We start from the raw sequence: 25,166 nt of genomic DNA on the forward strand, positions 1-25,166 counted from the left end.
ATGGCAGAGGACGGGTTGCCGCACGAGACGTTCGACGTCGTCGTCATCGGCGGCGGACCGGGCGGTCTCTCGGCAGCCCTGAACCTGGTGCGCGCCCGCCGTCGCACCCTGGTGGTCGACAGCAACCGACCGCGGAATGCGGCGACTCTCCTCGCCCGCGGCTTCCTCACGCGTGACGGCATCTCTCCACTCGAGCTGCGCAAGCTGGGCCGGGACGAAATCGAGCGCTACGACGAAGGCGAGGTCGCGTTCGCCGTCGTGGAGCAGGTTCGGGCGCTCGACGGTGGCGGCTTCGGTGTGACAGCACGCGGCGTGCGGGGTGCCGCCGACATCGACGTTGTCGCGTCGGCGGTCGTCATCGCGAGCGGCCTTGCTGAGACGCTGCCGGCTCTTCCGAGCATCCGCGCGTACTACGGCACCCAGCTGCACAGCTGCGTCGAATGCGACGGCTACGAGAAATCGGATGCGGAGCTCGTTCTGATCGGCGAAACCGACGACCTCGCAGAACGGGCACTGCTGCTCAGCCAGTGGTCGAATGACCTGATCGTCTTCACCAACGGTGTCGGTACGGTGACGGATGACGACGAACGGATGCTGGCGGCCCGCGGGGTCTCCGTGGAGCGTCGGCCGATCGACGACGTGGTGGGGGAGCGCGGAGTCATGACCGGCGTCCGCCTGCAGGACGGGACCCTCATCGAACGTGTCGGCGGATTCATCCGCCCGCTCTGGTCTCCGGTCCTCGATTACGTGGACGGTCTCGATCTCGATCGCGACGCGGACGGCCTCATCGTGGTGGATGCCAAGGGTCGCACATCCGTGCCCAGCGTTTACGCCGCGGGAGACTCGACACCGCCCGGACCGCAGCAGCTGATCGTCGCAGCCGGGGCCGGAGCGGTCGTCGCCGCAGCCGTGAATCGTGACCTGATCGGGCAGTCTGTAGCCGAGGTGGCCTCGGTTTTGGCTGCGCCCTCCCAGTAGGCTAAAGTTGACACTCGGCCCGGACTTCGGTGTGGGCCAGTGGGGTATGGTGTAATTGGCAACACGGCTGATTCTGGTTCAGTTGTTCTTGGTTCGAGTCCAGGTACCCCAGCTTTATATCCAGTAGAAGCCCCGGTATCCACCGGGGTTTACTGGCTTATAGGCCAAAACGTGTGGATGGGGTCGGGCGTGTCGGCTGCGTCCTGGGCTTATAGGCAAGAACGTGTGGATGGCGTTGGGCGTGTCATGCCCTTCCGGCCCAGCCTGATCGAGTCCAGAGGCCGTCGTCGGCGCTGAGGCCGGTGTCGTAAAGGGCTGGCCTGTCGGTGTCTTCGAGTGGGATCTCTTGGAGGGTGAGGAACCATTCGGCGGCGCGTTTCATCTGGTCTTCGCTCATCCCGCGGCCTATAACCCTGTTTGGCCGGAGACGCGCTGAGCCTCGGTAACTGGCCGCACCTCCTGCGACTCGCGGACCGCTGCGTTGGTCTCATTTCGTTCGCTCTCGACGCGATGGTTAGGGGTCAACCCACCAGCAAACACTGGTGAACATTGTGGCTGTGTAACGGAAATTGCCGCGCAAGAACTCGCCTTCGAGTCCGTGAGGCGGGGAGAGGAGGCAAGCAAGGAACGTTCCTCTCTTCCAGTCGACCGACACCCTGCAGTGGTGCCAGTCCATCCGAATTCGAAGGTGCGGAAAGATGCATTTGAAGACTGACTCTCGGATGGAGAAGTATCCGGTGGCTACCACGCCTCGAGCGACGTTCATTGGAACATCTCGGTGATCTTCGGGCCTCATGACGCGTTCGACGAAAGTTTCGTCTCGCTCCTGAATGCACTCGACATCGACTCCGACTGAACGTGCCAGATTATCTCGCGACGCAACAGCGACAACGAGTCCATCGGTATGTGAGATGCTTCCGATAAACCCTCTTGGCCAAATCGGACATCCATCGCCGTCCGCTTCGACGGTGCTTGATGCGGCCGGTTCGCATCCGCTCATTCGAAGCGCGCGCGAGGCCGCAACTCGCCCAAGGTATCGCTCGCGCAACCGTCGTCGTTGTCGCGACTGTTTCGTCTGCTTGCCTTGTCCCGCGTTTGCTTTCAGCCAAACTCCTACTCCGGGCGATCCGTCGAGCACAGATTCAAGGGAGTCGAGTGAATTCACCGGAGCGAGGATCGCCTGGAAGAAGCTGAGTCGTTGTGGAGAGTTGCGCTTGTTCTCTTCGTATCTCGAACACTGCCGCGAAAAGAAAAAACAATGTGCCGAACATTCCACGCCACGATGGACTTGGCGCTGAGTGACGAATGGGATGCCACATACGACAGCATCAGCCAGGCCGCTGTCGCCGGGGCGAATAGATCAAGGCCACCTTTGCCGATGATGTCCACGACAACGAAGCCAATCGTTACACCCGTCAGCGTCCGAAAGCGATTCGACATGTCGCGCCGTGCTGAGTCTCAGAGATTTGCTGGTCTTTCACGCGTTGCCGAGTTGCCAGTCAGCCTGGAGCTCGCGCGCACGATCGAGCCTTGCCGCGTCGCCTGGTTCCTTCACGGGCAGTTGAATGAGGTGCTGCAGCCACCGCTCAGCTTCTGATGGGCGGTCGTATTTCCTATAGGTGAGAGCCGCGTGCATTACAGCGCGCGACCAATATGGATCAATCGAGATCGCGACGCGGTGCCCGGTCTGCGCAGCCAGCTCGTCACCGCCAAGCCATGAGGGAAGCTGCTCTAGGAGGGATGCCCACACGTGCCAGGCGAGTGGATAATCGGGAACCCGACGAACTGATTTCCATATCGCGCGTCTACTCTGGAGCGCATAACTCAGTTGCTTAAAGGGGTTGCTGGTGTGCAGGGCAAGCTGTCCTACTGCTCGGCCGCCTTCTAGAAGCACGTACGGGTCCCGCGATCCTCTGGTGAGGCGCCACGCTTCCTGGAAATGCATGACGGCCCGTTGGCCGGAGGTACCGAACCCTCGCTCGACCAGCGCGTGTGCTGCTGCCGCACGCTCGGAAAGTGCGGGGGAGAGCGGCGGGGTTCGGAAGTCTGGTGTTCCAACGAAAGATGGCCACTGCGCAGTGAGGGCAGCAATGACTTCAAAGACCTCACGAGCGTATTCCTGTTTCGTCTTCCGGTCGTCGCGGGGTGCAGCCACCGGTGCTGCATTGTGGATGACGATTCTGCGCTTCCGTCGTGGCCACTTCGACCCAATCGGCTGTACTTGGTTGGTCCCAAATAGTCCAACGGGCACTACCGGAACACCAGCTTCAGCGGCGAGCGAAGCTATCCCTCGCCGCGGCGCCCTCAACCACCCATCTGGGCTGCGGGTGCCTTCGGCATACATGATGAAGATTCCGCCGTCGTCGAGTACTTCCTTCGCGCGCGCGAAGGCCTCTGCATCGACTTTGTCGCGGGCGACAGGAATGCCCCCACCCAATCGGTTGAACCATGCTGAGATCGGTTGTTCGAAAAGCTCTGATTTGGATAGGAACCGAGGATAGGCCCGGCCTTGACTGAGCAACCAGAAGGCGATCACGAAGTGGTCAAAGTAGCTTGTGTGGTTTGCAGTGACAATAAACGGCGCCTCGGGCAGCTCCGGGCCGATGCTAGCCACGATGCGACGAGCAATCCACGCCTTGAGCAGGCGAAGCACGAACGTGTTCACTGTCATCGACTTGCAGTCGCAGTTTCTGGTTCAAACCGACCTGATGACAGCTGCGCGCGAGCGATGTCTTCGACGCTAACCTTGACGAGACCGTGGCGCCTGGCAAACCGATTCAGTTCCGTCTCTCGGGCCATTTCACCATCAGGGCGCAGTATTTCGACGATGACCGCTGCCTTTTCAAGCCCCGCCATTTCGCAGAGGTCGGTTGACGCTTCGGTATGGCCCCGCCGGCCAAGCACGCCGTGCGGGTGCGCAATGAGCGGAAACATATGGCCCGGTCGTCTCAGCGTGTCGGGCCCGTGAGCGGGGTCCAGAATGACTTGGATCGTGGTCGCTCGATCACGAGCAGAGATCCCAGTTGTCACTCCGAACGTGGGTGCTCCATCCACAGACACGGTGAATGCGGTGCCGAGATCGTCTTCCGTCTCGCGCACCATCGGCTCGAGTCCCAGACGCCCGGCGAAACTGGCGTCCAGGGCAACACAGATCAGCCCCCTTCCTCTAAGACTCATGAAATTGATCACTTCGGACGTCGCGAACTCAGCGGCGACGACGAGGTCGCCTTCATTTTCGCGATCGTGGTCGTCCACGATCAGAATCATCTCGCCGGAGCGTAGCGCCTCGATAGCGAAGCCGACATCATCGAATTGATTCATGGTCTTTCGCTTTCGCTTTCGGTTGCTGGATGGATGGGGGAGGGCGATCGACGAACGACTGTTCGTCGAAGAGATCTTTGGCGTTCCCGCTGGCGACGGCATGCTCGACATATGAGAGAAGTGCTCGCACCTCTCTTCTATCCGGGTAGAGCGCAAGAAATCTCCGGAAGTTCTGAAGCCCTTTTTCGAACTTCTTCCCCGAGTCGGTCGAGTGCTCGAGGTGAATGTTAAGTGCGGCTTCGGCAAGGTGAATCCCTATACCGAGTTCCTGCGCGCGATAACCAAATTCAGTATCTTCTGCGCCCCATCCGGTGCCGAAAGCCTCATTGAATCCGCCGACAGTGTCGAAGGATCGGCGCCTGACCGCCAAATTGCTTGTGCAGGCCTGCAGGAAACGGTACGGATACTTAAGGTCACGGGCCAACGAATCAATGGCCCAGTCCTCGGCGGACGTCAGCCGCGCTGATTGCCACAGCCGTGCGTATAGATCTCTGTTGAATTCCACGTTCAGGAATTGGTTCACTTCGTCGATCGGCACCGACCAGCGTGCACCACGACCGAGGACATCTGCCGAGGTGCAGGCCGCGACGTGAGCATCGATGAATCCGGGCGCAGGCACCATGTCGTCGTCGTTGAAGATCAGGATGTCTCCGTCTGAGGCCGTGACTGCGCGGTTGCGGGCGGCTCCGGCACCGTGGTGCGCGCCTCTGACAACCTTCAGGGCGTATGGCAGGTCGACCGAACTCAGAAACTCAGCGGTTCCATCAGTCGAACCGTCGTCGCAGACCACGACTTCAAAGCCGTTGAAGTTTTGAAGCGCATACGACTCAAGAGTCAGACGAAGCCGAGAGAGCTTATTGAATGTCGGGATGACAACGCTAACTGGGATGCTCATGCGGTTGTTCCGCCGTCCATTGTGAGCACCGCTCCGTGGAGATAGCCCGAATCCGATGTGCTGAGAAATCTGACGACCTGAGCAACCTCGTCTGGGAGGGCGAATCGACCAAGAGGAACCCGCGCAAGGAAGCCGACGCGGGTTGATTCGTCAAATTTTGCGATCATGTCCGTCTCAACGAAACCGGGCGCGACGGCATTGACCCGAATATTGAACCGCCCGAGTTCCACTGCGAAGGACTTCGTCAATGAGACCAGCGCGGCCTTCGTGCTCCCGTAGACGCTCCGTCCGGGAGAGTTCACCGTTGCCGCGATCGAGGCGATATTGACGATTCTCCCTCGGTGGTTATAAGCCATGTCTCGGCCGAGGATCGACATCGCCCTCCATGCCGCAAACACATTGACTTGATACTGGGCCACAACAGACTCGTAGGGCACGTCAATACACAGCGCATCCTCGCTGATGCCTGCAGCGTTGACGAGTAGATCCACGTCGGCCGACTCGGAGATCTCCTCAAGTGCGCGTTGCCATGCAGCGTCGTCAGATATGTCGACTTGTATAGGGATAACCTCCCGGGTAGTGCTTGACAATTCTTTGGCAAGATCCTCCGCGATGATGCGGGACCGATGGTAGGTGAAGAACACTCGTTCGCAGGTGTCCGGCAAGGCACGAACGATCGCCTGTCCGATCCCGCCGCTTCCCCCTACAACTACGGCGCATACCGGGTCTGGAAGGATCGACGGTGGCCGGCGACCACTCACGCGGGACTCAGAGCTCCACTCGGCTGAGAGTGGTTGTTGTCCATGTGGGAACGACGCGCGAGCGCGAAGGCGTACAGGGAGCGGACACTCAGAAATGCTTCGGTGTCCTGCTGCGTGATCTTGATCTTGTACGTCTTCTCGATCCCGATGGCGACTTCAAGTAAGTCGACGGAATCAAGTCCCAGGTCCTCCAGAAGTGAATCATCCATCCGAATTTCTTCGGGATCCATGTCCAGGTTCAACCGGGTGATCATGATGTGTCGAATGCCATCGACGCTTAACTCCGACAAAGCGCACTCCTTCGGGTAAATGGGATAGGTGGGGTTGCGTGTTTTCTGGAGCGTACAAGCGTGCAAGGTCCGCCTGCCCCGGTAGAAATGCGGGGACATTCCCCCGCATTTTTACCGGGTCTGTTGAGCTAGCGGCGGCCCTAACGTGAAACAGAACCAGGACCGCTGACAGCAGAGGACATCGATGTGACTACCGTGGAGGAAGCGGCGCCCAGACTGGACGCGACGCGATCGGGACCCGCTCTCGTCATCAAAGAATTGACCAAGAGCTTCGGGACGAATACCGTCGTTGACCATGTTTCTTTGACGATCCCGCATGGTGCTTTCCTCGGCCTTCTGGGACCCAATGGTGCTGGGAAGACGACATTGATCTCGATGCTCTCAGGGCTCGTTCAGCCTGATTCCGGCGATTGCGAAGTGTTTGGCATTGACTCAAAGCAGGACTTGCCTCGGGCGAAGAAGCTGTTGGGTGTCGTTCCGCAAGACTTGGCTATTTATCCAGAGCTCAGTGCAAGGGACAATCTGAGATTTTTTGGGGCGATGTATGGGCTACGCGGCGCGGAGTTACGCGACCGAACTGCGGATGCGCTTGAGCGCGTGGGCCTGGCCGACCGGGCGACCAAACTTGCCGTAGGCAAGTTCAGTGGAGGTCAAAAGCGTCGCCTCAACATTGCCGCTGCACTCTTGCATCAGCCGCACATGCTTATCTTGGACGAACCAACTGTCGGCGTTGACCCTCAGTCCAGGAACTACATCTTCGAGACGTTGCGCGAACTAAACGGATCTGGCATGACGATCCTGTACGTCACGCACTACATGGAAGAAGTTGAAGCCCTCTGTGACGAAGTTGCCATAATCGACCGCGGCCAGGTGATCGAGCATGGACGCCTCACTGATGTGCTGAATACTCACGGCAAGTCAATTGTGCGCTTGCGTGTATCGGCCGCCGAACAGGTAATCGCATGCGCCTACCTCGATACACAATCGCAAGTGAGTTGGCGGGACCACGACGGCGGCCTCGAGATCTCGTCGAAGAACCTGCAGGACGTTATCACCGTGCTAACAAGCATCCTTTTAACCGTCAGCTCGACGCCGGAAGACTGCCAGATTCTCCCTCCGTCGTTGGAGACGGTGTTCATCAATCTGACCGGCAATCGTCTTCGTGACGAATAGACATCTTCGACGCGAAAGACCTCTACTGTGAAAACAATCCATGTGTTCTGGAAAGACTTTCTGATTCTTTCAAAAGACAGAGGGACGTACATCAGCCTCTTTGTTCTTCCAATCATGTTTAGCGTTGTTCTTACACTCGCACTCGGCGGTGTGTTCGGCGGAGGGAAGAGTTCTTCACCAATAGTTATTCCGATTGCTGCCAGCACATCGGATGCACAGGCACTAGCAAAGACAATCGAGAAGATCCCCGGCATAAAGTGGAATCGAACGACACTGGGCTCTGCCAAATCCGCGGTTGGAAACAGCCGATCGCTTGGCGCGGTCCTCATTGCAGACAATGGGAAGAGGGTCGACTTTTACGAGGATCCCACTCAGCTCACGAACGCGAATCTCCTGTTCGGGCAGATCAAGGCATATCTCATGGCGGCAACCGTTAGTGCAGACAGTGTCGCCGTCAGAAAGGCTGCCGCGCAGGACGGGTCGATCGAGCTGCAAGCCCATCTTGATGCGATCAAGGGATCCGGTTCGATTGCTTTCACCTCAACCCAAGCGTCCCAGAATGGTAAAGCCGTTCAACCAACAGCAGCGGAACAATATATTCCCGGGTTCACCGTGGCGTTTCTGTTCTTTATCGCGACGACGATCGCTCAGTACATGTTCATGGAGCGGGAGAGGGGGACGCTGAGGCGTCTACTCACCAGCCCCGTTCGGCGCTATTCCATCCTGATCGGCAAACTTCTCCCGAACGTCCTGATCGGTTTTGGTCAGGTCGTCGTGATCTTCGGCGTCGGACGGCTTCTGTTTGGCCTGCATCTCGGGGACCCCTTGGCGCTCTTCCTCGTCACATGCGCTGCCGTTGCCGCGGCGAATGGGTTTGGCCTCATGATTACGGCGTTGAGTAAGACTCAGGCCCAAGCAACAGGTCTCTCGACGCTGCTCGTGTTCACCTTGGCGACCGTAGCCGGCTGCTACGTTCCGCTTTCGTTCATGCCTGCGTTCATGCAAACCATTGCCTTGGCGACGCCGCAAGGATGGGCAATGTCAGCCTTCCAAAACATCATGATCAAGGGAACTGGCGTTACCGAAGTCTTGCCGGGGATCGGCGTTCTCATCGCATTCGCGCTGGTGTTTTTCCTCATCGGACTTTCTCGGTTCCGTTTCACCAACTAAAAGGCTAGGACCTCATGCACCCGGCTACCCTCAACGTCTCAGACTTTTTCCCTCACCGTCATCCCTTCCTATTGATCGATCAGGTTGAATCAATCGGTGAGGGCCGAGCGGTGGCAACGAAAGCCGTCACCAGAACGGAACCGTGGTTCACCGGGCACTTCCCGGATCGTCCGGTCTTTCCGGGTGTCCTGCTTCTAGAGGCCATGGCGCAGACTGGGCGGTTCCTGAATTCGCTTGATCGCAGGCTGATCAGCGCGAGGCTAGCGCGAATAGATTCCGTGAAGTTCTTCCGCGAAGTCGTGCCAGGGGAGACGATCCGCATGGAAGCCTGGCGGATCGGTGAGCTGGGCGCATTGAGCAAGTTTCATGTTGATGCGAATGTCCGTGGCGAGCGTTGCGCCAGCGCGGAGTTTTCGGTCCACTCGGTCATGGGTGAGTTGGATGGCGACTCGTCGACGAGTGAACTGGGGAGCGCTCTCGCATGACTGTTGTCGTTACCGGTACCGGCCTCGTTCACGCGACTGGCCATCGCCCACTGGACATCTTGCGCGGCGAGGTTCCGCCGCTCGACGAAGAGCGGCTCCGAGTGGATGAGACGCAAATCCTCTCCTGGATTCCGAAGAGGAATCTTAGGAAAATGGACAGGTTGAGCAAGATAACGACTGCAGCTGTCGCCATGGCGTTGGTAGACGCAGGGCTCGCGGTGAATGAGCACCCCGATGAAATCGGCCTCATTCTTGACACCGCTTTCGGGTCGGCAGGCGCCGTGAGCGCCGTACTTGAGGGTATCTTCGACCCCGACCCGATAATCTCGCCGCTTCTATTTCCCAATGTCGTCGCCAATGCCTCGTCCGGCCAAGCCGCTATGGCGCTCGGGCTACGTGGACCGAGCTCAACACTTGGGGGGATCGGCGGTTTGATGTATGCGTTCGACCTTCTTAGGGCCGGCCGCGCCCGAAAGCTCGTTGTTGGCGGAAGTGATGAGATTACTGATGTGTTCGTCCGCGGCCTCGGCTCAGTCGGCATTGACAAAGTTGCCACCTCTTTCGGCGATGGTGCGGCGTTCGTTGTACTCGAAACGGCGGAGTCGGCTCGTTCGCGCGGCGCCCAAATCTACGCGCAAATTGACGCGATCTCGATGGCCTCCGATCCGTCGTTCAGGATGAGCGGAGCCTTCGCATTCTCGGGCGACGGTTTCAACCAGGCCGTTGACGAGGTGCTCACGCCGGAGGATCAGGTCGACATATTCATCGGGGTCGGCTGGAACGGAACTGAATTGAAGCGTCGCGAGGACGCATTCGCGTCCGAACACTCGATCCCGGCTATCTGGCCAAAGACCGCAACAGGGGAAATGTTCGCTTGTTCGAATTCGCTGAATGCCGTTCTAGCCAGCGTGTTCCTAAGCGAGTCACGCGCTCCGACAACTGCGCTGATATCCGGTTACGACTCCACGCGTGGACAGGTTCTGACCGCCCTCTTCCGTACGATCTGAAAGGCGGTCGCATATGCCACGCGTCGTTATCACGGGACTAGGGTGTGTCTCGCCGTTCGGCGTTGGTGTCGAACGACTGCTGGACGGGATTAGAGCCGGAGCCAACGCATTTGGCCCGGTCAAACGTTTCGACGGCGCCAAATATGGCATCGACAGTGCCGCCGAGATCGTCGAAACGGACCAAACACGCGCGTACGACGGATCGCGCCCTTCCCGGTTACTCCAGACGGCAGCTGACGAGGCACTTTCCGACAGCGGCTTGACATCGAATGAGTTGCCGGCAACGACGGCGATAGTGTTGGGCACCACGCTCGGATCGGATGAGATAAGTCATGCGAAGTGGCAGTCTGTCAATGCCGAAAGAGTTGACTACGAGTCGGTAGTGCGCTCGATGTCCGAATGCGGAGCGCGGGCGCTCGTTGACCGCTGGCACATCAAAGGCCCGTCGCTGACGGCGGTTACTGCGTGTGCGGCAGGCACAAATGCCATCGGGCTTGGCCTCGACCTGATCCGGCTTCGGAGAGCAGACGTCGTAATCGTTGGCGGGCTAGACACTCTTACGGAGTTGATCTATGGCGGTTTCGCGAACATTGGGGCGCTGGCTGAAGTGTGTCGCCCGTTTGCCGAAGACGCTCAACGACTAGGGACAGTTCTTGGCGAGAATGCGGCGGTGCTCGTTCTCGAGTCCGAGGAACATGCCCAGTCGCGCTCTGCGCGAATCTACGCCGAAGTTCTGGGCTACGGGCTCTCAAACGACGCCTATCACATGACAGCACCGTCGCCAGCCGGGTCCGGTGCCGTGCTTGCTATGACTCGTTGCCTCGAAGACGCTCGGACGTCGCCCGAAGAAGTTGATTATGTAAATGCTCACGGAACCGGGACTTCGTTGAATGACTCCGTAGAGCTAGGCGCCCTCTGGCAGGTGTTCGGTGACGAGATGGAGCGCATTCCCGTCAGCTCTTTGAAATCGCAAATCGGTCACGGCCTCAGCAGCGGGGGCGCGATCGAAGCGATCGCGACAACGCTCGCGCTCTATCATCGATTCCTCCCTCCGACGGCGCATGACGTGACCTCTCTCGATGCACGAGTCAACTTTGTACAGTCCGGTGCCCGGAGCGAGAGTCTTTGCAAGGCAGTCTCGAATTCTTTTGCGTTCGGCGGACATGCGGCCAGTTTGGCGCTTTCGCGATGGGGTTGATTACCTTCGTCAGCCGGTGATCCATCCCGACTCGCGCGCCTTCACCACTGCCTCCATGCGCGACGACACGTTGAGCTTGGTGAACACGTTGCCAATGTGGAAGTGGACCGTGCGCTCGGAGACGTAGAGCACAGATGCGATTTGTTTGTTGCTGAGGCCCCGCCGAATCGCCGACAGAACCTCCATTTCGCGCTTCGTGGGGGCTGCTGGGGCCAGGACTGCGGCACGGCCGCGCTCGGCCAGGATCTCGTGGGTAAACACGAGCTGTCCCGAATGCACTTTTTGGATTCCGTCGACAAGTTCCTGGCGGCTACAGGACTTGCACAGAAAACCGAACGCGCCCAGTTTGAATGCGCTCCGCATGTATCCGACATCTTCATATCCGCTGAGAACGATCACTCTTGGAGCAGACCTATCCTTGGCCATTTCGCGCAAGAAGTGGAATCCGTTCTCGTCTGGCAGATTGATGTCGACAAGGACGATGTCGGGCCGGGTTTTCGCGACCGCATCTAGTGCTGGCCCCACAGAACTCGCGGCGCCGACAACCCGCATTCCTTCCTCGGACGCAAGTAGGTTCGCCGTTCCTTCTCTGAATAGCTGGTGATCATCTACCAGCAATATGCGGGCTGCGAGTCGCTCCATGTTTCCCTCTTGTTTTGCCACGACAGTCAGTGTGCCGCGATGGCTTCCCGGACGATCGGCACCGACGCGACTACCTCGGTTCCCGACCCTGCGGCCTTTGTGATCGTAAGCGATCCGTCGAGGCCCCTGACCCGTTCGAACATTCCGATCACGCCCATGTGGCTTTCTTCACTGAGCTGCACAAGATCCTGCTCGCAGACCGAGAAGCCCACGCCGTTGTCGCGAACTTCAACTGTCACCGACATTTCTTCATACATGAGGCGAACGTTGATCGCATTCGCGTCCGCATGACGAATGACATTGAAGAGCGCCTCGCTGATCACCCTGTAGAGGATCAGCTCCACGCTCTTGTTGACGCTTTGGGAGAGCCCTTCGCGCTCTTCTTGGATGTCCAGCGAAATAGTTATACCGAACTGGCTTTCCTGGCGCGCGATAAATGATTCGAGCGCGATAGGTAAGTTCAGATGGTCGAGAACGTGCGGCCGCAAATCCGTGCATACTCGCCGAAGCTCGGCCGCGATGTCTCGACCCAGTTTCGTGATGTTCTCCAAAGCCGGTGATGGCGGTTTCGCACTGGCCTCCGATTCACTCAAACGGACGACGTGCAGCATTAACTGAAGAGCTCCATCGTGAAGATCGCGTGAAATCGCTGCACGGGTGGCCTCCTCGGTTTCCGTGAGCCGGCGATGTAACAGCCTTCGACTAGCCTCGGTCTGTTGCAGGACTCGGATTCTCTCGTTCAGCGAATCGAGCAGTTGAAAGTTCTCGAGCATTACGGCCGCCTGATACGCGACCGTATTCAGCAGATCCTGGTCGACGGGACGGAGCTTCGCGCTCGAATGCTTCGTCGCGACGACAATTTCGCCTAGAGCACGTGCATTTATCTCCAGAGGCACTCGCCGGATGTTCCTGAAGGCAGTTTGGTAAACATCCAAGTCCCCATCCATGGGAGCAGCGTCCGTTGCGAAGATGAACGGATCTGGTCCGGGCGCGGTTGAGGATCTGAGAAGGCACCACTGTAGATTTAGCGCTTCCGTGAGATTGACACACACAAAGTGGCCGAGTTGCTCAGCGCTTTGAAGCGATGGAATTGTGGATGCCATTTTGCTGAGAACTCCCCGGAAGTCGTAATTGTCGCGGTAAATCAAGTAGTCCGTAAAGCGACGCATAACACGAACTAGGGGGAGGAAACTGACGGAAAGGGCGCCTGCAACGACGAGTGCGCCAATTCCGGCGTACCAGTTCATCAGGTATTTCGCGACAAATACCATCGTGACAACGTAGGCGGCCGTCAGCGCTGCAGCGAGAAGGAGGTGAATGAAGCTTCGGTGTACCTCGATGTCCATGAAGCGACGGTGCAGAACGGACATTTGTCACCTCTCGATCAGATGGCGTAAGTCAGTCGACTCACTTTGCAAGAGACCGCTTTGTCCACCCCATAACGCGAGCAGCACACGAATGCTCGCAACTGACTGGCTGCCGCCCGTTCCGCGACACTGCAGTCCGGCTACCTGTGACGACCGTCGACGGGTACTCGTGCACGTCGGGGATGCCGGTCTCGACCATTCACGCGGTGCTGATGCGCTGCCGGCTCAAACGGCTCTCCTAGAGCTGTCGAGAGAGCGATTCAGGCGAACCTCGATCTCTGACATTCTGAAGATGTAGATGACATCACGAGCGAGCCGATGGACTGGGGGCACGCCGCGCATTCGCTGCTCTCAATGATCGTTCCTCCATTGAGATCTCAGCCGATCATGCGGTTGAGACATAAACTTTTGGGTCAAACTTTCTCATAACATATGTTATGCTCACTTCACCGCTGTCATTACACGGTCGGTTGAACGGAGGCCGCATTCGACTTGAGCAGGGAGTGATAGTGGAGGGTGAGATGGAAGATCGCGAGAGGTCGGAGCGCGAGATGGATGCACCAGCAAGTGTCGGTTCCAGTCGCGGGGTTGGGACCGCGATGATCGCGGGCGGCGTTGCGGTGCTGGCGCTCGTGCTCCTCATCCTGCCGGAGGTCACTCGCTGGTTCGAATACGTCACCGCTGCAGTGGTTTTTCTTGTTGCGCTTGCGCTTGTGATCCGTGGGGTTGTCATCGCCGTTGGCAAGGGCGACAAGCGGTTCTGACCATTTACTTCTTCGACGCCGCGTACGCCGCCAACGCGGTTATCGCTTTCGTGAGCTTGACCTGCTCGTCGGGGAGGACCGTACTGGTTCCGCTGACTTGCACCCAGCTGTGGTCGATGATGGCGTCGGCCCAGCATCCGCGGTCGGCTGCACAGCGGTACGTGGAGGCAGTCGCTCCAGAAACCGTGAGCGGTGTTGACATGACGCCAGGTGATGACTCGAGCTGGGGAAGCACCCATTCCCCGCTGGGGACGATCTGTACGACGAGGGTGCCTTCGTTGGCTGGTGTATTAGTCCAGTCCCACGCACAGTTGTAAAACGCTTCGCTACGGGTGGTCCAGTTGTTGATCGGGCTCTCGTCGCCCGGGCCGTTCCACTGGTTGACGGAGGTAGCCGGTCCAGGCGCCATGACGTCGGTCATCGGAAGAGCTGCTCGGAGGTCCTTGCAGGAGATGACCGGTGACCAGATGGTCGGCGGCGGCTGCCATGCCGGTAGTGCCGGACCGGCGGCTGCGAGATGGGAGGCGACGGATGCTGCGAGGGCGCGGACAACATCGATGGAACTCTGCTTGTTGTTCGTGATCTGGCCGATCTGGATGTCGAACCAGTAGCCGCCCGCGACGACGGATGCCGCGCAACCGGCACCCTTAGGTCCGCAGACACCCCAGGATGCGTCGCCGACGTCGAGGGACGGCACATCGGACCGTTTGGTGACCTCCAATCCATCCGCCGCGTCTCCGGACACCGTCAGCGTCGCTGAGTCCGTTCGCTTGTCCGGGGTGTCCCAGTAGCAGGTGAGGTTGCCCGCCTGCTCCCACATGACCTGCCGGGTGTAGGGAGGTGAGAGCGGGTCGGTTGCCGTTAACGTCAACGTCGGCTCGATCGCCGCGATCGCCGTTGGATCGACGATGGCGGAGCAGTCGAGGGGGATCCGCGACGTTGGCGCGACGATCGCAGCCGGCGTCGGAGTCGGCGTTGGCGGGGAACTCGCGGAGGTCGGCGGGGATGTCTTCGTCGAGGCCGCGGGCGCAACTGCACAGCCGCTCAGAACAACGACACCGATCAGCCCAACGGCGAGTGCGCCGACCCGAATACGACCCATGTGTTCCCCCGTCTATGCAGTGATCAGAATCTACGGCTTCCGAGGAATCCACCGGGATCCGGCGGCGTAACGATTGCGCATCACCGCACCGGCATATAGATTCTCGACCACCGGCGCCGTACCGCCTTCGACGGTGGCACGTCCCCAAATGCGGCGGTCTACCGTCGAGAGGGATTGATGAAACGTAGAGTTGGCGCTGCGAACCTGGCCGTCATCGCCGCGATCCTCGCGCTCGTGATCACCGGTTGCACGGCGCCACAGCCGGCGCCTGCGAACCCCGACGTGCCAGTCTCGGCCAAGACACCAGGGCTCGAACCCTTGGGGTCGCTGACCGGGACCGTGCTCCTCCGACTTGAAGACCAGCGCGGAGGCGGAATCTACGGGCCATACAAACACGACGGCAGCAACAGCATCGCCGTCGACTTCAACTGCCTCGGTGCGGGGTCAGCCACGGTTACTGTCGCCGGCGTCGGCGCCCTCCCTAACCGGTGCAGCGCTTCCGGGTCAGCCTTACGTGTCATCTTCGGTGTGCAGGACGGCGTTGACTCGTTCACCGTGCAAGTCGAGGCGCCCAACAAGTTGCAGTGGTCGCTAGGGGTCACCGAGGTGAAACGATGACGACGATCTACCACGCACCGCCGGACCGGAAGGAGCCGGCAGCGAGAATGGTCTGGTCGGTGCCCGAAGGCGTGACGTGGCGTCGCGGCCGGTCGGCGCGATGGTTTGGCGCTAGCGGACCCGAGTTGAAGTGGACAAATCGGGTCGCGGAGGACGTGGAAGGGTCGATCTCCCCGCAGCGGTCGGCGCGACGAGCCCGACGACCTCGCCTGCTCTGATCGAGAACGACACGTCGGCTCGGTCATCGCGATTGGTCACTTCGCCTGGTCCCGATCAGGATGCCGACGAGCACGAGGAGGAGCAACGCGAGCCCGGCGAGCACTCCAACCAGAACAGGGGATGCTCCAGTGGCAGCGAATGCAGCGGTTATCCCCCCGACAACAGCGACAAGGCCGCCAAGCGCGGCGATGAGCGGGGCGGACGATTTGGACGGTTTCGATGACATTGTGGCCTCCTGTGGGTGTTAGACGGGGACAGCAGCGGAAAGCGACTCCTCAGCGGGGTCGCTTCCCGGACTGCACGCATCAGGTGATTGCGCTGGCGATTTGTGTTTCGATCGACTCAACGGTCCTCATGTGTTTTCCTTTCTCATTCGTCGACCCAAGCCCCATCACCTAGATGCTGAGGCTTTCGATACTTCCGTCTCGGCGAGCTCGTCGTTCGAGGGAGTGCCACGCGAGAAGGCCGACGGTCAGGGCTGCGGCCCCGCTGCAGATGGCGGCTCCCAGCGCAGACCAGAAGGCTGGCCCGGCTCCCTCGTTCGCGAGGAGTCGCCCGGCCTCTATCGCACTTGCCGGCGGAATCCAACGCAGGGTATCCGCGACGATGTCAGGAAATACTGATAACGGTGCCACTGCGCCGCATATCAGGGGCAGTACGTATTCAGCGATATTCGCGAGCAGCAGCGAGTCGCCGAATATCAGGCTAAGCGCGCCAAGGAGGAATCCCAGCCCCATCGCGCTCGCACTGGACACCACCAGCACGGCGACAATACCGACCCAGGTACAACCCGGCCGGAGTTCGCCAGCGACGGCGAGTGTCACGATGACAGTAACGACCGACGCCGCGATTCCTATCGCCATCACGGTGGACAGTCGCGCGGCCCACGCTCGCGTTCGCCCGCGGGATGCGATTGTGACGTAGGGCAGTGTCGATTCGAATCGATCATGGGCGATCAACACGTTCGCCGCGATCGCTGCATTGATCGCACCGACGCTGGCTGCGGCCGCGATAGCGTCTCCGGAGCCGACCCGAGTCGTCCCCCCACCCGAGGCGAGGGCCAGGTAGAACAAACCAGCTGCGACCGGAACGGCGCCGATTCTGATGGCGATGGTCTTCCATGATTGAAGCTCTGGTAGTGAGCGGACTGCAATCAGTAGGGCAGAAGGGAACACGTGTCTACTTTCCGGCCGTTCAGCTCAAGGCGAGGGAACCCGAAGCTCGCGCGCGTCTTAGTGCGACGCGGAGGGCCATACGAGAGCTGAATAACCACGCCAAGGAGGTCAGCCCGGAGATTGCCGACCACACAGCAGCGCTTATTAGATCGGGTTGGGTCGACGCCATGACCGCGCCGGTGAGTGGGTGGAGTAGTGCGATCGGATGCAACCAGTCGGGCAGCACGGCCAACGGGATCACAATGCCCGACATTAGCCAGACGGGAACGAGAAGGACTGGCTCGAATGTGGCAGCGGAGCGAGTCATTACGAATAATGCGGCGAGAACGCATGCCGACGCGATACAGGCGACTGTGGCCGAGATGAACGCGAGTCCCTGCGCTGTGGTCACAGCCACTGCGCCGGAAAACGCATACTGCAGACCGATACCGATCGGAGCGCCCAGCCATCCGATGAGAGCCGCTGCAGACGCGAGGCTCCCAAACACGGTCGATGGCGCCAATGTGCTCATCGCAAGGAACTCGAGGGTGCCCTGAAACCGTTGGTATCCGATGATCCCAACTGCCGTCGTCGTCGTCGCCCACATACCGGCAATCGCAGACTGCAGCCAGAGGGAGTTCGGCACACCATTGCCGGCTCCGAACGCCCCGAGAATGCGTAGGAGACCGAAACTCATGGGGGCGGCTATCGCGAGCTGTACGAAAAACGAGGTGCGCAGCAGCTGGCGGGAGTGAAACCATGCGAGCACGACGAACGAGCGCGCCCCTCGAGGTAAAGAAGGCCGTCTAGTCATCGGAGTCCTGACCAGAACGGCCTGCACCCGTGCTCAGGAGGGCGAGGTAGGCCTCCTCCAGTGTCGCGGTGCGGGTTCCGATTGTTTCGGCGCCGACCAGGACATGCCCTACCTCGGCGACTGCCGCTTCGGAGGCATTCGGGCTGGACCACGTGACGTCGACGAAAGCGCGTCCGGCGGCGGTGTGTGCGGTTGCCGTCAACACATCGGTTCGTGCGGACACAGCCGCGTGGGATTCAGCGTCGTAAATGTCGGCTCGGTAGCTTGTCACCGCGAACATTCCAGCTACGGTTGCGATCTCTTTGACCGTTCCCTCCGCGACGACTCTGCCCGCGTCGAAGATGAGAAGCCGGTCAGCGAGTTGTTCCGCCTCAGCCATGTAGTGCGTGGTCAGTAGGATTCCGCAGCCGAATTCGCGAAGGCTTTCCGCCAGCTCGCGAAGGTCACGAGCCGCTTCGGGGTCAAGACCAATGGACGGCTCATCCAGCAAGACAACTGTCGGTTCGTTGACGAGAGCCCGCGCGATATGAAGGCGTTGCCGCATGCCACGGGAGAATGACTCGACCTTGTCGTTCTGACGGTCGGCTAAGCCCACCGTCTTCAAGACCCGTTCGACGCGCGCATTGCGGCGACGACCACTCACGCCTTGCAGTTCGGCGAAGAACCGCAGGTTCTCGCGAGCGGTCGCCCGCATGTAAAAGCCACGGTCCCCGCCGAGCACAAGGCCGGTGTTTTCGCGCGCTTTGCGCGGATACCGCGCAGCGTCGACTCCCGCGACCGTGATGCTTCCCGAACTGGGCTCAAGCAAGGTCGCAGCCATTTTGACAGTCGTCGTCTTGCCCGCCCCGTTGGGCCCGAGCAAGCCCAGGATCTCCCCGCGACTCAACGTGAGGTCAAGGTTGTCAACAGCAACACGCGAACCGGATGCACTGCTGAAGACGCGAGACACGCTTTCAAAGGTCAAGGCGGTCGCGTTCATGAGTCGCCCCAGCGAAATCCATCGATGCCGAGTGGATCGGCTTCAATGGCACGGACGAGGTCCGAGCACTCGTTTGACCTCCCGATCCGGTCCAGACAAACTGCCCTGATCTTTCTGGCCGTCATCAGGCGTGACGGGGCACCCTCTTCTGCGATGAGTGCGGTCGACTCGGCCAGGACAGTCTCGGCGAGTGAGTAGTCTTCGTTGAGATAGAGGGCGTATCCGTAAATGGCGAGAGCTTCGGATACAGAGCCGACATGGTTGGCCCGCACCCATTCACAATGTTCGGCCATGAGGGCGACTGCAGCTGGCACCATATCTGACTTGCAGTAGACCTGCGCGATGTTTACAGAGATCTGCGCTGCGTAGCGTCTCCGCGCATCTTCACCCACCGTGACCAACTCGTCGGCCCGGATCAATTCATTTCCATGTCGAAGTGTCTCGAGTGCAGACTTCAAATCCCGCGACCGCGCAAGGTTCAGAGCCTGCAGGTTGAGACAGACTGCTGAAAGAACCGAGCGATCGGCTGCGGATATCAAGAAATCGTCGGCCCATTCGGAAATCTTGCGAATGGTCTCTGCGAGCTGAACGCTACCTGCGACGAGGTCGCCGCGGCGCTTGATGAGCCAGGCGGCTCTTCTCACGCCGGCCATCGCCTTGTCAGGCAGAGTCGCGTCGGGGGTTTCGCCCGCAAGCTGGAACAATCTGCCGGCCTCATCCGAACCAATCGCGGATTGCGCACTGGCGATGTACGTCAACGCACGATGCGAAAGCACTGGTCGATTCGAATCCAGAACATGGCGACCCAGCTCCGCCGCCGAATGCCATGAACCGACGAATGAGATCAGCGAATCCATGTGCGCTGCCAATTGCGTGTCCGTGAGCGTCTCCTCAGCCCACCCCTGTGACACGTCGCGAATGGTCGCGGCCAAATCGATATCTGCGCGGATGCCCATACGCTCGACCGTTCCCGCGAAGTACTCACGTGGATCCGAACTGGAGCGCACGCCTAGGTCACTTCCGTAATTGGGTGCGAAATGAGGTCTTTCGACCGGCACGTGCGGCAGCGACGCAATCAAAGCGCGGCTGTATATTGCGTTCGGCACCGAGCCGGTTGTCCTCGAAGCCTTCACGATCTTTCGGGCGACAAGAACGGGACCACTATCAATGGCAGTCAATCTGATTCCTCCGTCAGAACTTGGGTGGGGGCGGGATTCCCCGCCCCCACTATTCGGCTAGTGCTGCCAGACAGCGCTGCTGGTTCCGAATACCTGCTCGACATGAGCAATCTCTTCAACGATGTTCTTGACCGACATGACTGACCACCTCCTCTCACTTACACATACCGCGGAGTACGCGGGCTTCGGTAACCGAGTCCGCGAACTGGCATGCCAATGACGACGGTTCAGCTACCTACTAACAAGAGGTCGGCGGTGGCCGATCATTACGCGAGACGACCAAGTTCGTGCCTCTGTGTGTCCAGGCGAAGCTCCTCCCTGACCCACAGCGCCGTCCGATCCGCGCAACGCGATCGACTCGCCGTCAACTCCTCTATCGCGAGACCCGTCGGATGCATATCGCTGCGCGGCACATCGGTGGCGATCGGTGCATTTGTCAGCGTCACCGAAACCTGCGCATCCAACTACTGACATCTCGGGCGGCGACGCTGAACACAGCACACGGATTCCTAGACTCGCGGCTGAGTCTGGGGGTGCAGTACGTGAAGCTGAAGCTAACGGTGGTCAAGGGCCCTGAGGAGCGCGACGTGGTGGTCACCGCGGACGTGACGGCGACTATCGCCGACATTGCTGGATGTCTGCAGGCGGAGCGTCCGGGAGCTCCGGATGGGACCCCGCCGCTGACACTCAGAGTCGAGTTTCCGGGGCGACGGCAGGGACGGGTCCTGAACGCCGGTGCGCAGGTGCACGAGTCGAGCCTGCGCTCGGGATGCCGGGTCGAGGTGGTGACGGCGGCCGAACGGCGTGCGGGTGACGAGCGCGACGACGCACCGGCCGCCGTGGTCCGAGTACTGTCGGGCCCCGAGGCCGGTCACGAGTTCACCGTCACGCACGGCGCGAACGTCATCGGGCGCGACCCGTCTGCCGCGGTGTTCCTGACCGGAGATTCGGAAGTGTCGCGACGGCACGCATCCCTCACCGTCGAAGACACCGTGACCGTGGCCGACCTGAACTCGGCCAACGGCGTACACGTCGACGGAGCCCTGGTGCAGCGGGCGATCGTCACGGGCGCATCGCGTGTGCAGGTCGGAGGGTCGGAACTGCAGGTGGTCACGCTCCCGGCGCAGAAGCGGGCGTCGGTCGCTCACGCAGGCAGCGATTTCTCGCGTTCGCCGCGCGTCGAGCCCGCTTACCGGGGCGAGACGATCACGCTACCCGAGATTCCAGCCCCGCCGCAGCCCGCCCGGTTGCCCTTGCTCGTGCTGATCAGCCCCGTTCTGCTCGGGGTCACGATCTTCATGCTCACGCACCAGATCTTCACGCTGCTGTTCGTCGCGCTCTCGCCGCTGATCATGGTCGGCACCTGGCTCGACAACCGCATCCAGGGTTCTCGCAAGGGCAAAGCGGCCCGAGCCGGATTCGAGGATGGGCTGGCGGATGCTCGCGAACGTCTCGAACGCGCCCGCGAGCACGAGATCGCCGCGCGGAACGCCGAATCACCTGACACCGCCCGCATCGCGGAGGCGATGCGTTCGCGCTCGCCCCTTCTCTGGACCAGGACCCCGGAACACACGACGTTCATGGAGGTTCGGTTCGGCGCCGGGAGGCTGCCGTCGAGGACGAACGTGCAGGCGCCCTCGAAGAACGGCGGGGAGCTCGACGACTGGAATCGCTCACGTGACCTCGTCGACGAGTTCGCCGAGGTCGGCCCGGTGCCCGTTGCGGAGAATTTCGAGCGGGCGGGAGCGATCGGCATCGCGGGCGACGGCCTTCAGGCTCGGGATGCGGCCCGAGCGCTGGTCGTACAGCTCGCCGGCCTGCATTCTCCCGCCGATCTGGTGATCTCCGGATTCGCCGCAGGCGAGACCACCACAGACTGGGAATGGCTGAAATGGCTGCCCCATGTCGATTCGCCGTACAGCCCGGTGCGTTCGAACGGACTTGTCGCCGACTACGCGGGCGGCAGCCTTTTGCTGGCAGAGCTCGAAGGTCTGATCGCTGCGCGCCGGGCCGCCGGTTCGGGACGTGGCGAGCGGATTCGATCGCGCCTCGACGAATTGCGTCAGCTCGACGCGGCACACGGGAGCGCGGTCGAACAGCTCCCCGCGACGCCGGCGATCCTCGTGATCGTGACCCCCGAGTCCCCGGCGGATCGTTCGCGTCTGGTGGCACTGGCCAATGAGGGTCCCGACTACGGGGTGTTCGTGCTGTGGATCGCCCCGACCGTCGAGGGCCTCCCTGTGGTGTGCCGCACCTATCTCGCTGTCGAGGACACGACAGGGCGCGGGCGCGTGGGCTTCGTACGGTCCGGTCAGGACATTCCCCTCGAAACCCTCGAACGCGTCGACTCCATCGCGGCGGACACGGCAGCCAGGGCAATTGCGCCTGTCGACGACACAGGTGCCCGTGTGCTCGATGAGACAGACCTTCCACGCAACGTGCCGTTCGTCGACCTCTACGAGGGCAAGGTGACGAGCGACGCCTCCGCGATCGTGCAGCGATGGCTCAAGAACGACAGCCTGACACGCGGCTGGATCACCGGGACGCCGCGTGAGGCCGGGGGCATCCGCGCCGTTGTCGGCCAGGGGCCGACGGAGCCGTTCGCCCTCGATCTCCGAGCTCACGGCCCGCACGCACTCGTGGGCGGGACCACCGGGTCGGGCAAGAGCGAGTTCCTGCAGAGCTGGATTATGGGGATCGCTTCCGAGTATTCGCCCGACCGGGTGACCTTCCTGCTGGTCGACTACAAGGGTGGCGCCGCCTTCGCCGAGTGCGTGGACCTCCCGCACACCGTCGGGCTGGTCACCGACCTCACGCCACACCTTGTGAGACGAGCTCTGACCTCGCTGCGCGCCGAACTCAGGTATCGCGAGCAGCTGCTCAATGCCAAAGGGGCGAAAGACCTGCAGGTGCTCGAGAAGCGAAGCGATCCGGATGCGCCGCCTGCCCTCATCCTGGTCATCGACGAGTTTGCCGCGCTCGCGTCGGAGGTCCCCGAGTTCGTCGATGGCGTGATCGATGTGGCCCAGCGCGGCCGTTCGCTCGGCCTGCACCTCGTGATGGCGACGCAGCGTCCGTCGGGCGTGATCAAGGACAGCCTGCGCGCGAACACCAACCTGCGCGTCGCCCTTCGCATGGCTGACGAGGCCGACAGTTCCGATGTTCTCGGCGTGACGGACGCGGCCGGCTTCGACCCGGGCATCCCCGGCCGCGCCGCCGCGAAGCTCGGGCCTGGAAGTGTACTCGACTTCCAGACGGCATACCTGGGCGGGCGCACGGAGCAGGCCAGTGGTACGCGGGATGTGCAGGTTCAGGACCTGCCGTTCGGCCCGGGCCAGGCGTGGGCGCCCCCGGATCGCGGAGCGCGTGGCCCGCAGGGTTCCCGCGACATCGAGCGGCTCGCCATGACCATTGCGCGAGCCGCGGACGCGCGAAACCTGGACATCCCTCGTCGACCGTGGCTCGACCAGCTTCCGGACCTCGTCGACCTCGCCCTGCTTCCCGGCTCGGACGGCGGACGGATCCCGGTCGGACTGATCGACGAGCCGGAGGCGCAGCGCCAGACGCTATGCATGCTTGACCTTGACGCCGTCGGCAACGTTGCTGTGATCGGAACCGGCGGCGCGGGCAAGAGCGCTCTGCTCCGCACGATCGCGGCCAGTGCATCCGGTGCTGCCGCCGAGCATCCAGTGATCGTGCATGCGGTCGATTTCGCCGGCGGCGCGTTGAACATGCTTGAGGCTCTGCCAACCGTGTCGTCCGTCATTCCCGGCGCGGACATCGAATGCGTTACCCGGATGCTCAAGGACGTCGAGGCGACCATCGCCGAACGCTCCGCGGCCTTCGCGGAGGCGCGGGTCGCATCCTTGCCCGGGTACCGTGCGGCGACGGGCCGACCGACGCCACGGGTGCTCCTGTTGCTCGACGGTTTCGGCGGATTCCGGACCGAATATGAGTTCCGGGCCGGTGCGAATCTCTTCGACCGCTTTCTCACCGTGGCGGCAACAGGGCGTCAGCTCGGGGTGCACCTCGTGATGACGGCGGACAGGGCCGGCGCATTTCCGACGACTCTCACGGCGAACATCGGCTCGCGAATCGTTATGCGGCTGGCGGGGGAGTCGGACTACGCGGCCGCAGGTGCGGAGGCGGATGTGCTGGATGACGCGCCAGCGGGCCGCGCCGTAGTGAGCGGGCACGAGGTGCAGATCGCGGTGCCGGGCGGGAGTGCGGAGCTCGGGGTGCAGGCTGCGCGGATCGAGGCGATTGCCGCGACGTTGCGAGCGGCATCCATAACGGAGGCGAAGCCGATCGAGCGCCTCGCCTCACACATTCCTGCTTGTGACCTGCCGCCGTCCGTCGCTGGTCGCCCGACCTTGGGGGTCAGCGACGAGAGCCTGGAGCCGATCGGCATACCTGTTGACGGTCTCTTCGTGGTTACAGGCCCCTTTGGGTCCGGGCGTACCACAGCGATGACTACCGCCATCCGCGCGACAAGGGACACGCATCCGGAGCTGGAGCCCTACCTCTTGGCTAGCCGACGGAGCGCCCTGGTTGACACAACTGACTGGGTGGATGCGTCGGCCGGGCTGGACGAGGCGGAAGCCCTTGCGACGCGTCTTGCAATGATCCTGGAGCGGCCGTCGGCGGGTGATGCGGCGTCGATGCTGATCGTCGTCGAAGGCGTCGGCGACTTCGAGGGGTCGCCGGCGGAATCGCAGGTGGCGCGACTTATCAAGGCCGCACGGCGAGCAGGGGTGCCCGTCCTTGCCGAGGCGGATACGGTCACCGCGCCGTCCGCGTGGCAGCTGTTTGCGGAGCTCAAGACAGCGCGGGCAGGGCTCGTGCTGCAGCCGGAGGAGTCGGACGGGCTCGCGCTCTTCCGCACTCCGTTTCCGCGCGTCACCCGGAATGAGTTCCCGGTCGGTCGGGGCATCCTTGTCGACTCGGGAAGGGTCGTCAGGGTGCACGTTGCGTATCCCGACGATCCGGTAACCGGTTCGATCGAGTAATGATGGGTTGCTCAGCTTTCACAGTCGTGTCATGCACAATGA

General features: G+C 61.3%; 23 protein-coding genes and 1 tRNA gene. 10 read left to right on the top strand and 14 right to left on the bottom strand.

The genetic code is table 11. The annotated features are described in order from the left end of the window. Together ACPPVQ_RS08655 and ACPPVQ_RS08660 are read left to right on the top strand one after the other, a co-directional pair. Positions 1-978, top strand: coding sequence for an NAD(P)/FAD-dependent oxidoreductase (locus ACPPVQ_RS08655; RefSeq protein ID WP_426520616.1), 978 nt, complete (start codon positions 1-3; stop codon positions 976-978). Positions 979-1,018: 40 nt separating this feature from the next. Next, a tRNA-Gln gene (locus tag ACPPVQ_RS08660) sits at positions 1,019-1,090 on the top strand. A gap of 132 nt (positions 1,091-1,222) precedes the next feature. Here ACPPVQ_RS08660 and ACPPVQ_RS08665 read toward each other — a convergent pair. The 7 genes from ACPPVQ_RS08665 to ACPPVQ_RS08695 form a co-directional block, all read right to left on the bottom strand. Further along, positions 1,223-1,375, bottom strand: coding sequence for a hypothetical protein (locus ACPPVQ_RS08665; protein WP_426520618.1), 153 nt, complete (start codon positions 1,373-1,375; stop codon positions 1,223-1,225). Between the two features lie 117 nt (positions 1,376-1,492). Beyond that, entirely contained in the window at positions 1,493-2,254 is a 762-nt protein-coding gene (locus ACPPVQ_RS08670) for a 4'-phosphopantetheinyl transferase family protein (protein WP_426520620.1), read from the bottom strand. Between the two features lie 201 nt (positions 2,255-2,455). Then, entirely contained in the window at positions 2,456-3,649 is a 1,194-nt protein-coding gene (locus ACPPVQ_RS08675) for a 1-acyl-sn-glycerol-3-phosphate acyltransferase (protein ID WP_426520622.1), read from the bottom strand. Continuing rightward, positions 3,646-4,299: a 3,4-dihydroxy-2-butanone-4-phosphate synthase gene (gene ribB / locus ACPPVQ_RS08680; protein WP_426520624.1), complete on the bottom strand. Its 654-nt coding sequence runs from the start codon at positions 4,297-4,299 to the stop codon at positions 3,646-3,648. The genes ACPPVQ_RS08675 and ribB overlap by 4 nt, the downstream gene beginning before the upstream one ends. Continuing rightward, the gene (locus ACPPVQ_RS08685; RefSeq protein WP_426520626.1) at positions 4,283-5,194 is read right to left on the bottom strand and encodes a glycosyltransferase family 2 protein; all 912 of its coding nucleotides are present in this window, start codon (positions 5,192-5,194) and stop codon (positions 4,283-4,285) included. Before ACPPVQ_RS08685 ends, ribB begins: the two co-directional genes overlap by 17 nt. Beyond that, complete coding sequence (locus tag ACPPVQ_RS08690; RefSeq protein ID WP_426520628.1) at positions 5,191-5,955, bottom strand: SDR family NAD(P)-dependent oxidoreductase; 765 nt, start codon at positions 5,953-5,955, stop codon at positions 5,191-5,193. Before ACPPVQ_RS08690 ends, ACPPVQ_RS08685 begins: the two co-directional genes overlap by 4 nt. After that, positions 5,952-6,344 carry an acyl carrier protein gene (locus ACPPVQ_RS08695; protein ID WP_426520630.1) on the bottom strand — a complete coding sequence of 131 codons (393 nt, stop codon included), beginning with the start codon at positions 6,342-6,344 and terminating at the stop codon, positions 5,952-5,954. Before ACPPVQ_RS08695 ends, ACPPVQ_RS08690 begins: the two co-directional genes overlap by 4 nt. Positions 6,345-6,431: 87 nt before the next feature. Here ACPPVQ_RS08695 and ACPPVQ_RS08700 point away from each other — a divergent pair, with 87 nt between their 5' ends. From ACPPVQ_RS08700 to ACPPVQ_RS08720, 5 genes are read left to right on the top strand one after another with little or no spacing between them, the layout of a single operon-like run. Further along, positions 6,432-7,418 (top strand): ABC transporter ATP-binding protein, encoded by a 987-nt coding sequence (locus ACPPVQ_RS08700; RefSeq protein ID WP_426520632.1) that lies wholly within the window; start codon positions 6,432-6,434, stop codon positions 7,416-7,418. 27 nt (positions 7,419-7,445) lie between these two features. Further along, on the top strand, positions 7,446-8,588 hold the full coding sequence (locus ACPPVQ_RS08705) for an ABC transporter permease (RefSeq protein ID WP_426520634.1): 1,143 nt from the start codon (positions 7,446-7,448) through the stop codon (positions 8,586-8,588). 14 nt (positions 8,589-8,602) lie between these two features. Continuing rightward, positions 8,603-9,073, top strand: a complete 471-nt coding sequence (fabZ, locus tag ACPPVQ_RS08710; RefSeq protein WP_426520636.1) for a 3-hydroxyacyl-ACP dehydratase FabZ — start codon at positions 8,603-8,605, stop codon at positions 9,071-9,073. Further along, a complete protein-coding gene (locus ACPPVQ_RS08715; protein ID WP_426520638.1) occupies positions 9,070-10,080 on the top strand; it encodes a beta-ketoacyl synthase N-terminal-like domain-containing protein in 1,011 nt (336 codons plus the stop codon). Before fabZ ends, ACPPVQ_RS08715 begins: the two co-directional genes overlap by 4 nt. Before the next feature lie 13 nt (positions 10,081-10,093). After that, entirely contained in the window at positions 10,094-11,278 is a 1,185-nt protein-coding gene (locus ACPPVQ_RS08720) for a beta-ketoacyl-[acyl-carrier-protein] synthase family protein (RefSeq protein WP_426520640.1), read from the top strand. 9 nt (positions 11,279-11,287) lie between these two features. Here ACPPVQ_RS08720 and ACPPVQ_RS08725 read toward each other — a convergent pair whose 3' ends face one another. Both ACPPVQ_RS08725 and ACPPVQ_RS08730 read right to left on the bottom strand, forming a co-directional pair. Further along, positions 11,288-11,941 (bottom strand): response regulator, encoded by a 654-nt coding sequence (locus ACPPVQ_RS08725; protein WP_426520643.1) that lies wholly within the window; start codon positions 11,939-11,941, stop codon positions 11,288-11,290. A 5-nt stretch (positions 11,942-11,946) separates the two neighbouring features. Beyond that, positions 11,947-13,266 (bottom strand): ATP-binding protein, encoded by a 1,320-nt coding sequence (locus ACPPVQ_RS08730; protein ID WP_426520645.1) that lies wholly within the window; start codon positions 13,264-13,266, stop codon positions 11,947-11,949. 542 nt (positions 13,267-13,808) lie between these two features. Between ACPPVQ_RS08730 and ACPPVQ_RS08735 the strand changes: the two genes are divergently transcribed. Beyond that, entirely contained in the window at positions 13,809-14,051 is a 243-nt protein-coding gene (locus ACPPVQ_RS08735) for a hypothetical protein (RefSeq protein ID WP_426520647.1), read from the top strand. 4 nt (positions 14,052-14,055) lie between these two features. On the opposite strand, the gene ACPPVQ_RS08740 is transcribed toward ACPPVQ_RS08735, so the two are convergent. After that, positions 14,056-15,153 (bottom strand): hypothetical protein, encoded by a 1,098-nt coding sequence (locus tag ACPPVQ_RS08740; protein WP_426520649.1) that lies wholly within the window; start codon positions 15,151-15,153, stop codon positions 14,056-14,058. Between the two features lie 177 nt (positions 15,154-15,330). Here ACPPVQ_RS08740 and ACPPVQ_RS08745 point away from each other — a divergent pair, with 177 nt between their 5' ends. Further along, entirely contained in the window at positions 15,331-15,771 is a 441-nt protein-coding gene (locus ACPPVQ_RS08745; protein ID WP_426520651.1) for a hypothetical protein, read from the top strand. Between the two features lie 241 nt (positions 15,772-16,012). On the opposite strand, the gene ACPPVQ_RS08750 is transcribed toward ACPPVQ_RS08745, so the two are convergent. The 4 genes from ACPPVQ_RS08750 to ACPPVQ_RS08765 all read right to left on the bottom strand — a co-directional run bounded on the left by ACPPVQ_RS08750 (position 16,013) and on the right by ACPPVQ_RS08765 (position 20,115). After that, positions 16,013-16,216 carry a hypothetical protein gene (locus ACPPVQ_RS08750; protein ID WP_426520653.1) on the bottom strand — a complete coding sequence of 68 codons (204 nt, stop codon included), beginning with the start codon at positions 16,214-16,216 and terminating at the stop codon, positions 16,013-16,015. 169 nt (positions 16,217-16,385) lie between these two features. Beyond that, positions 16,386-17,165: a hypothetical protein gene (locus ACPPVQ_RS08755; RefSeq protein WP_426520655.1), complete on the bottom strand. Its 780-nt coding sequence runs from the start codon at positions 17,163-17,165 to the stop codon at positions 16,386-16,388. Between the two features lie 785 nt (positions 17,166-17,950). Further along, positions 17,951-18,937 (bottom strand): ABC transporter ATP-binding protein, encoded by a 987-nt coding sequence (locus ACPPVQ_RS08760; protein WP_426520657.1) that lies wholly within the window; start codon positions 18,935-18,937, stop codon positions 17,951-17,953. Continuing rightward, on the bottom strand, positions 18,934-20,115 hold the full coding sequence (locus ACPPVQ_RS08765; RefSeq protein ID WP_426520659.1) for a hypothetical protein: 1,182 nt from the start codon (positions 20,113-20,115) through the stop codon (positions 18,934-18,936). The genes ACPPVQ_RS08760 and ACPPVQ_RS08765 overlap by 4 nt, the downstream gene beginning before the upstream one ends. Before the next feature lie 542 nt (positions 20,116-20,657). Here ACPPVQ_RS08765 and ACPPVQ_RS08770 point away from each other — a divergent pair. Next, on the top strand, positions 20,658-25,124 hold the full coding sequence (locus ACPPVQ_RS08770; protein ID WP_426520661.1) for an FtsK/SpoIIIE domain-containing protein: 4,467 nt from the start codon (positions 20,658-20,660) through the stop codon (positions 25,122-25,124). The last annotated feature ends 42 nt before the right edge of the window (positions 25,125-25,166 follow it).

It is taken from the genome of Leifsonia sp. McL0618 (assembly GCF_049994905.1).
GTDB lineage: Bacteria > Actinomycetota > Actinomycetes > Actinomycetales > Microbacteriaceae > Diaminobutyricibacter.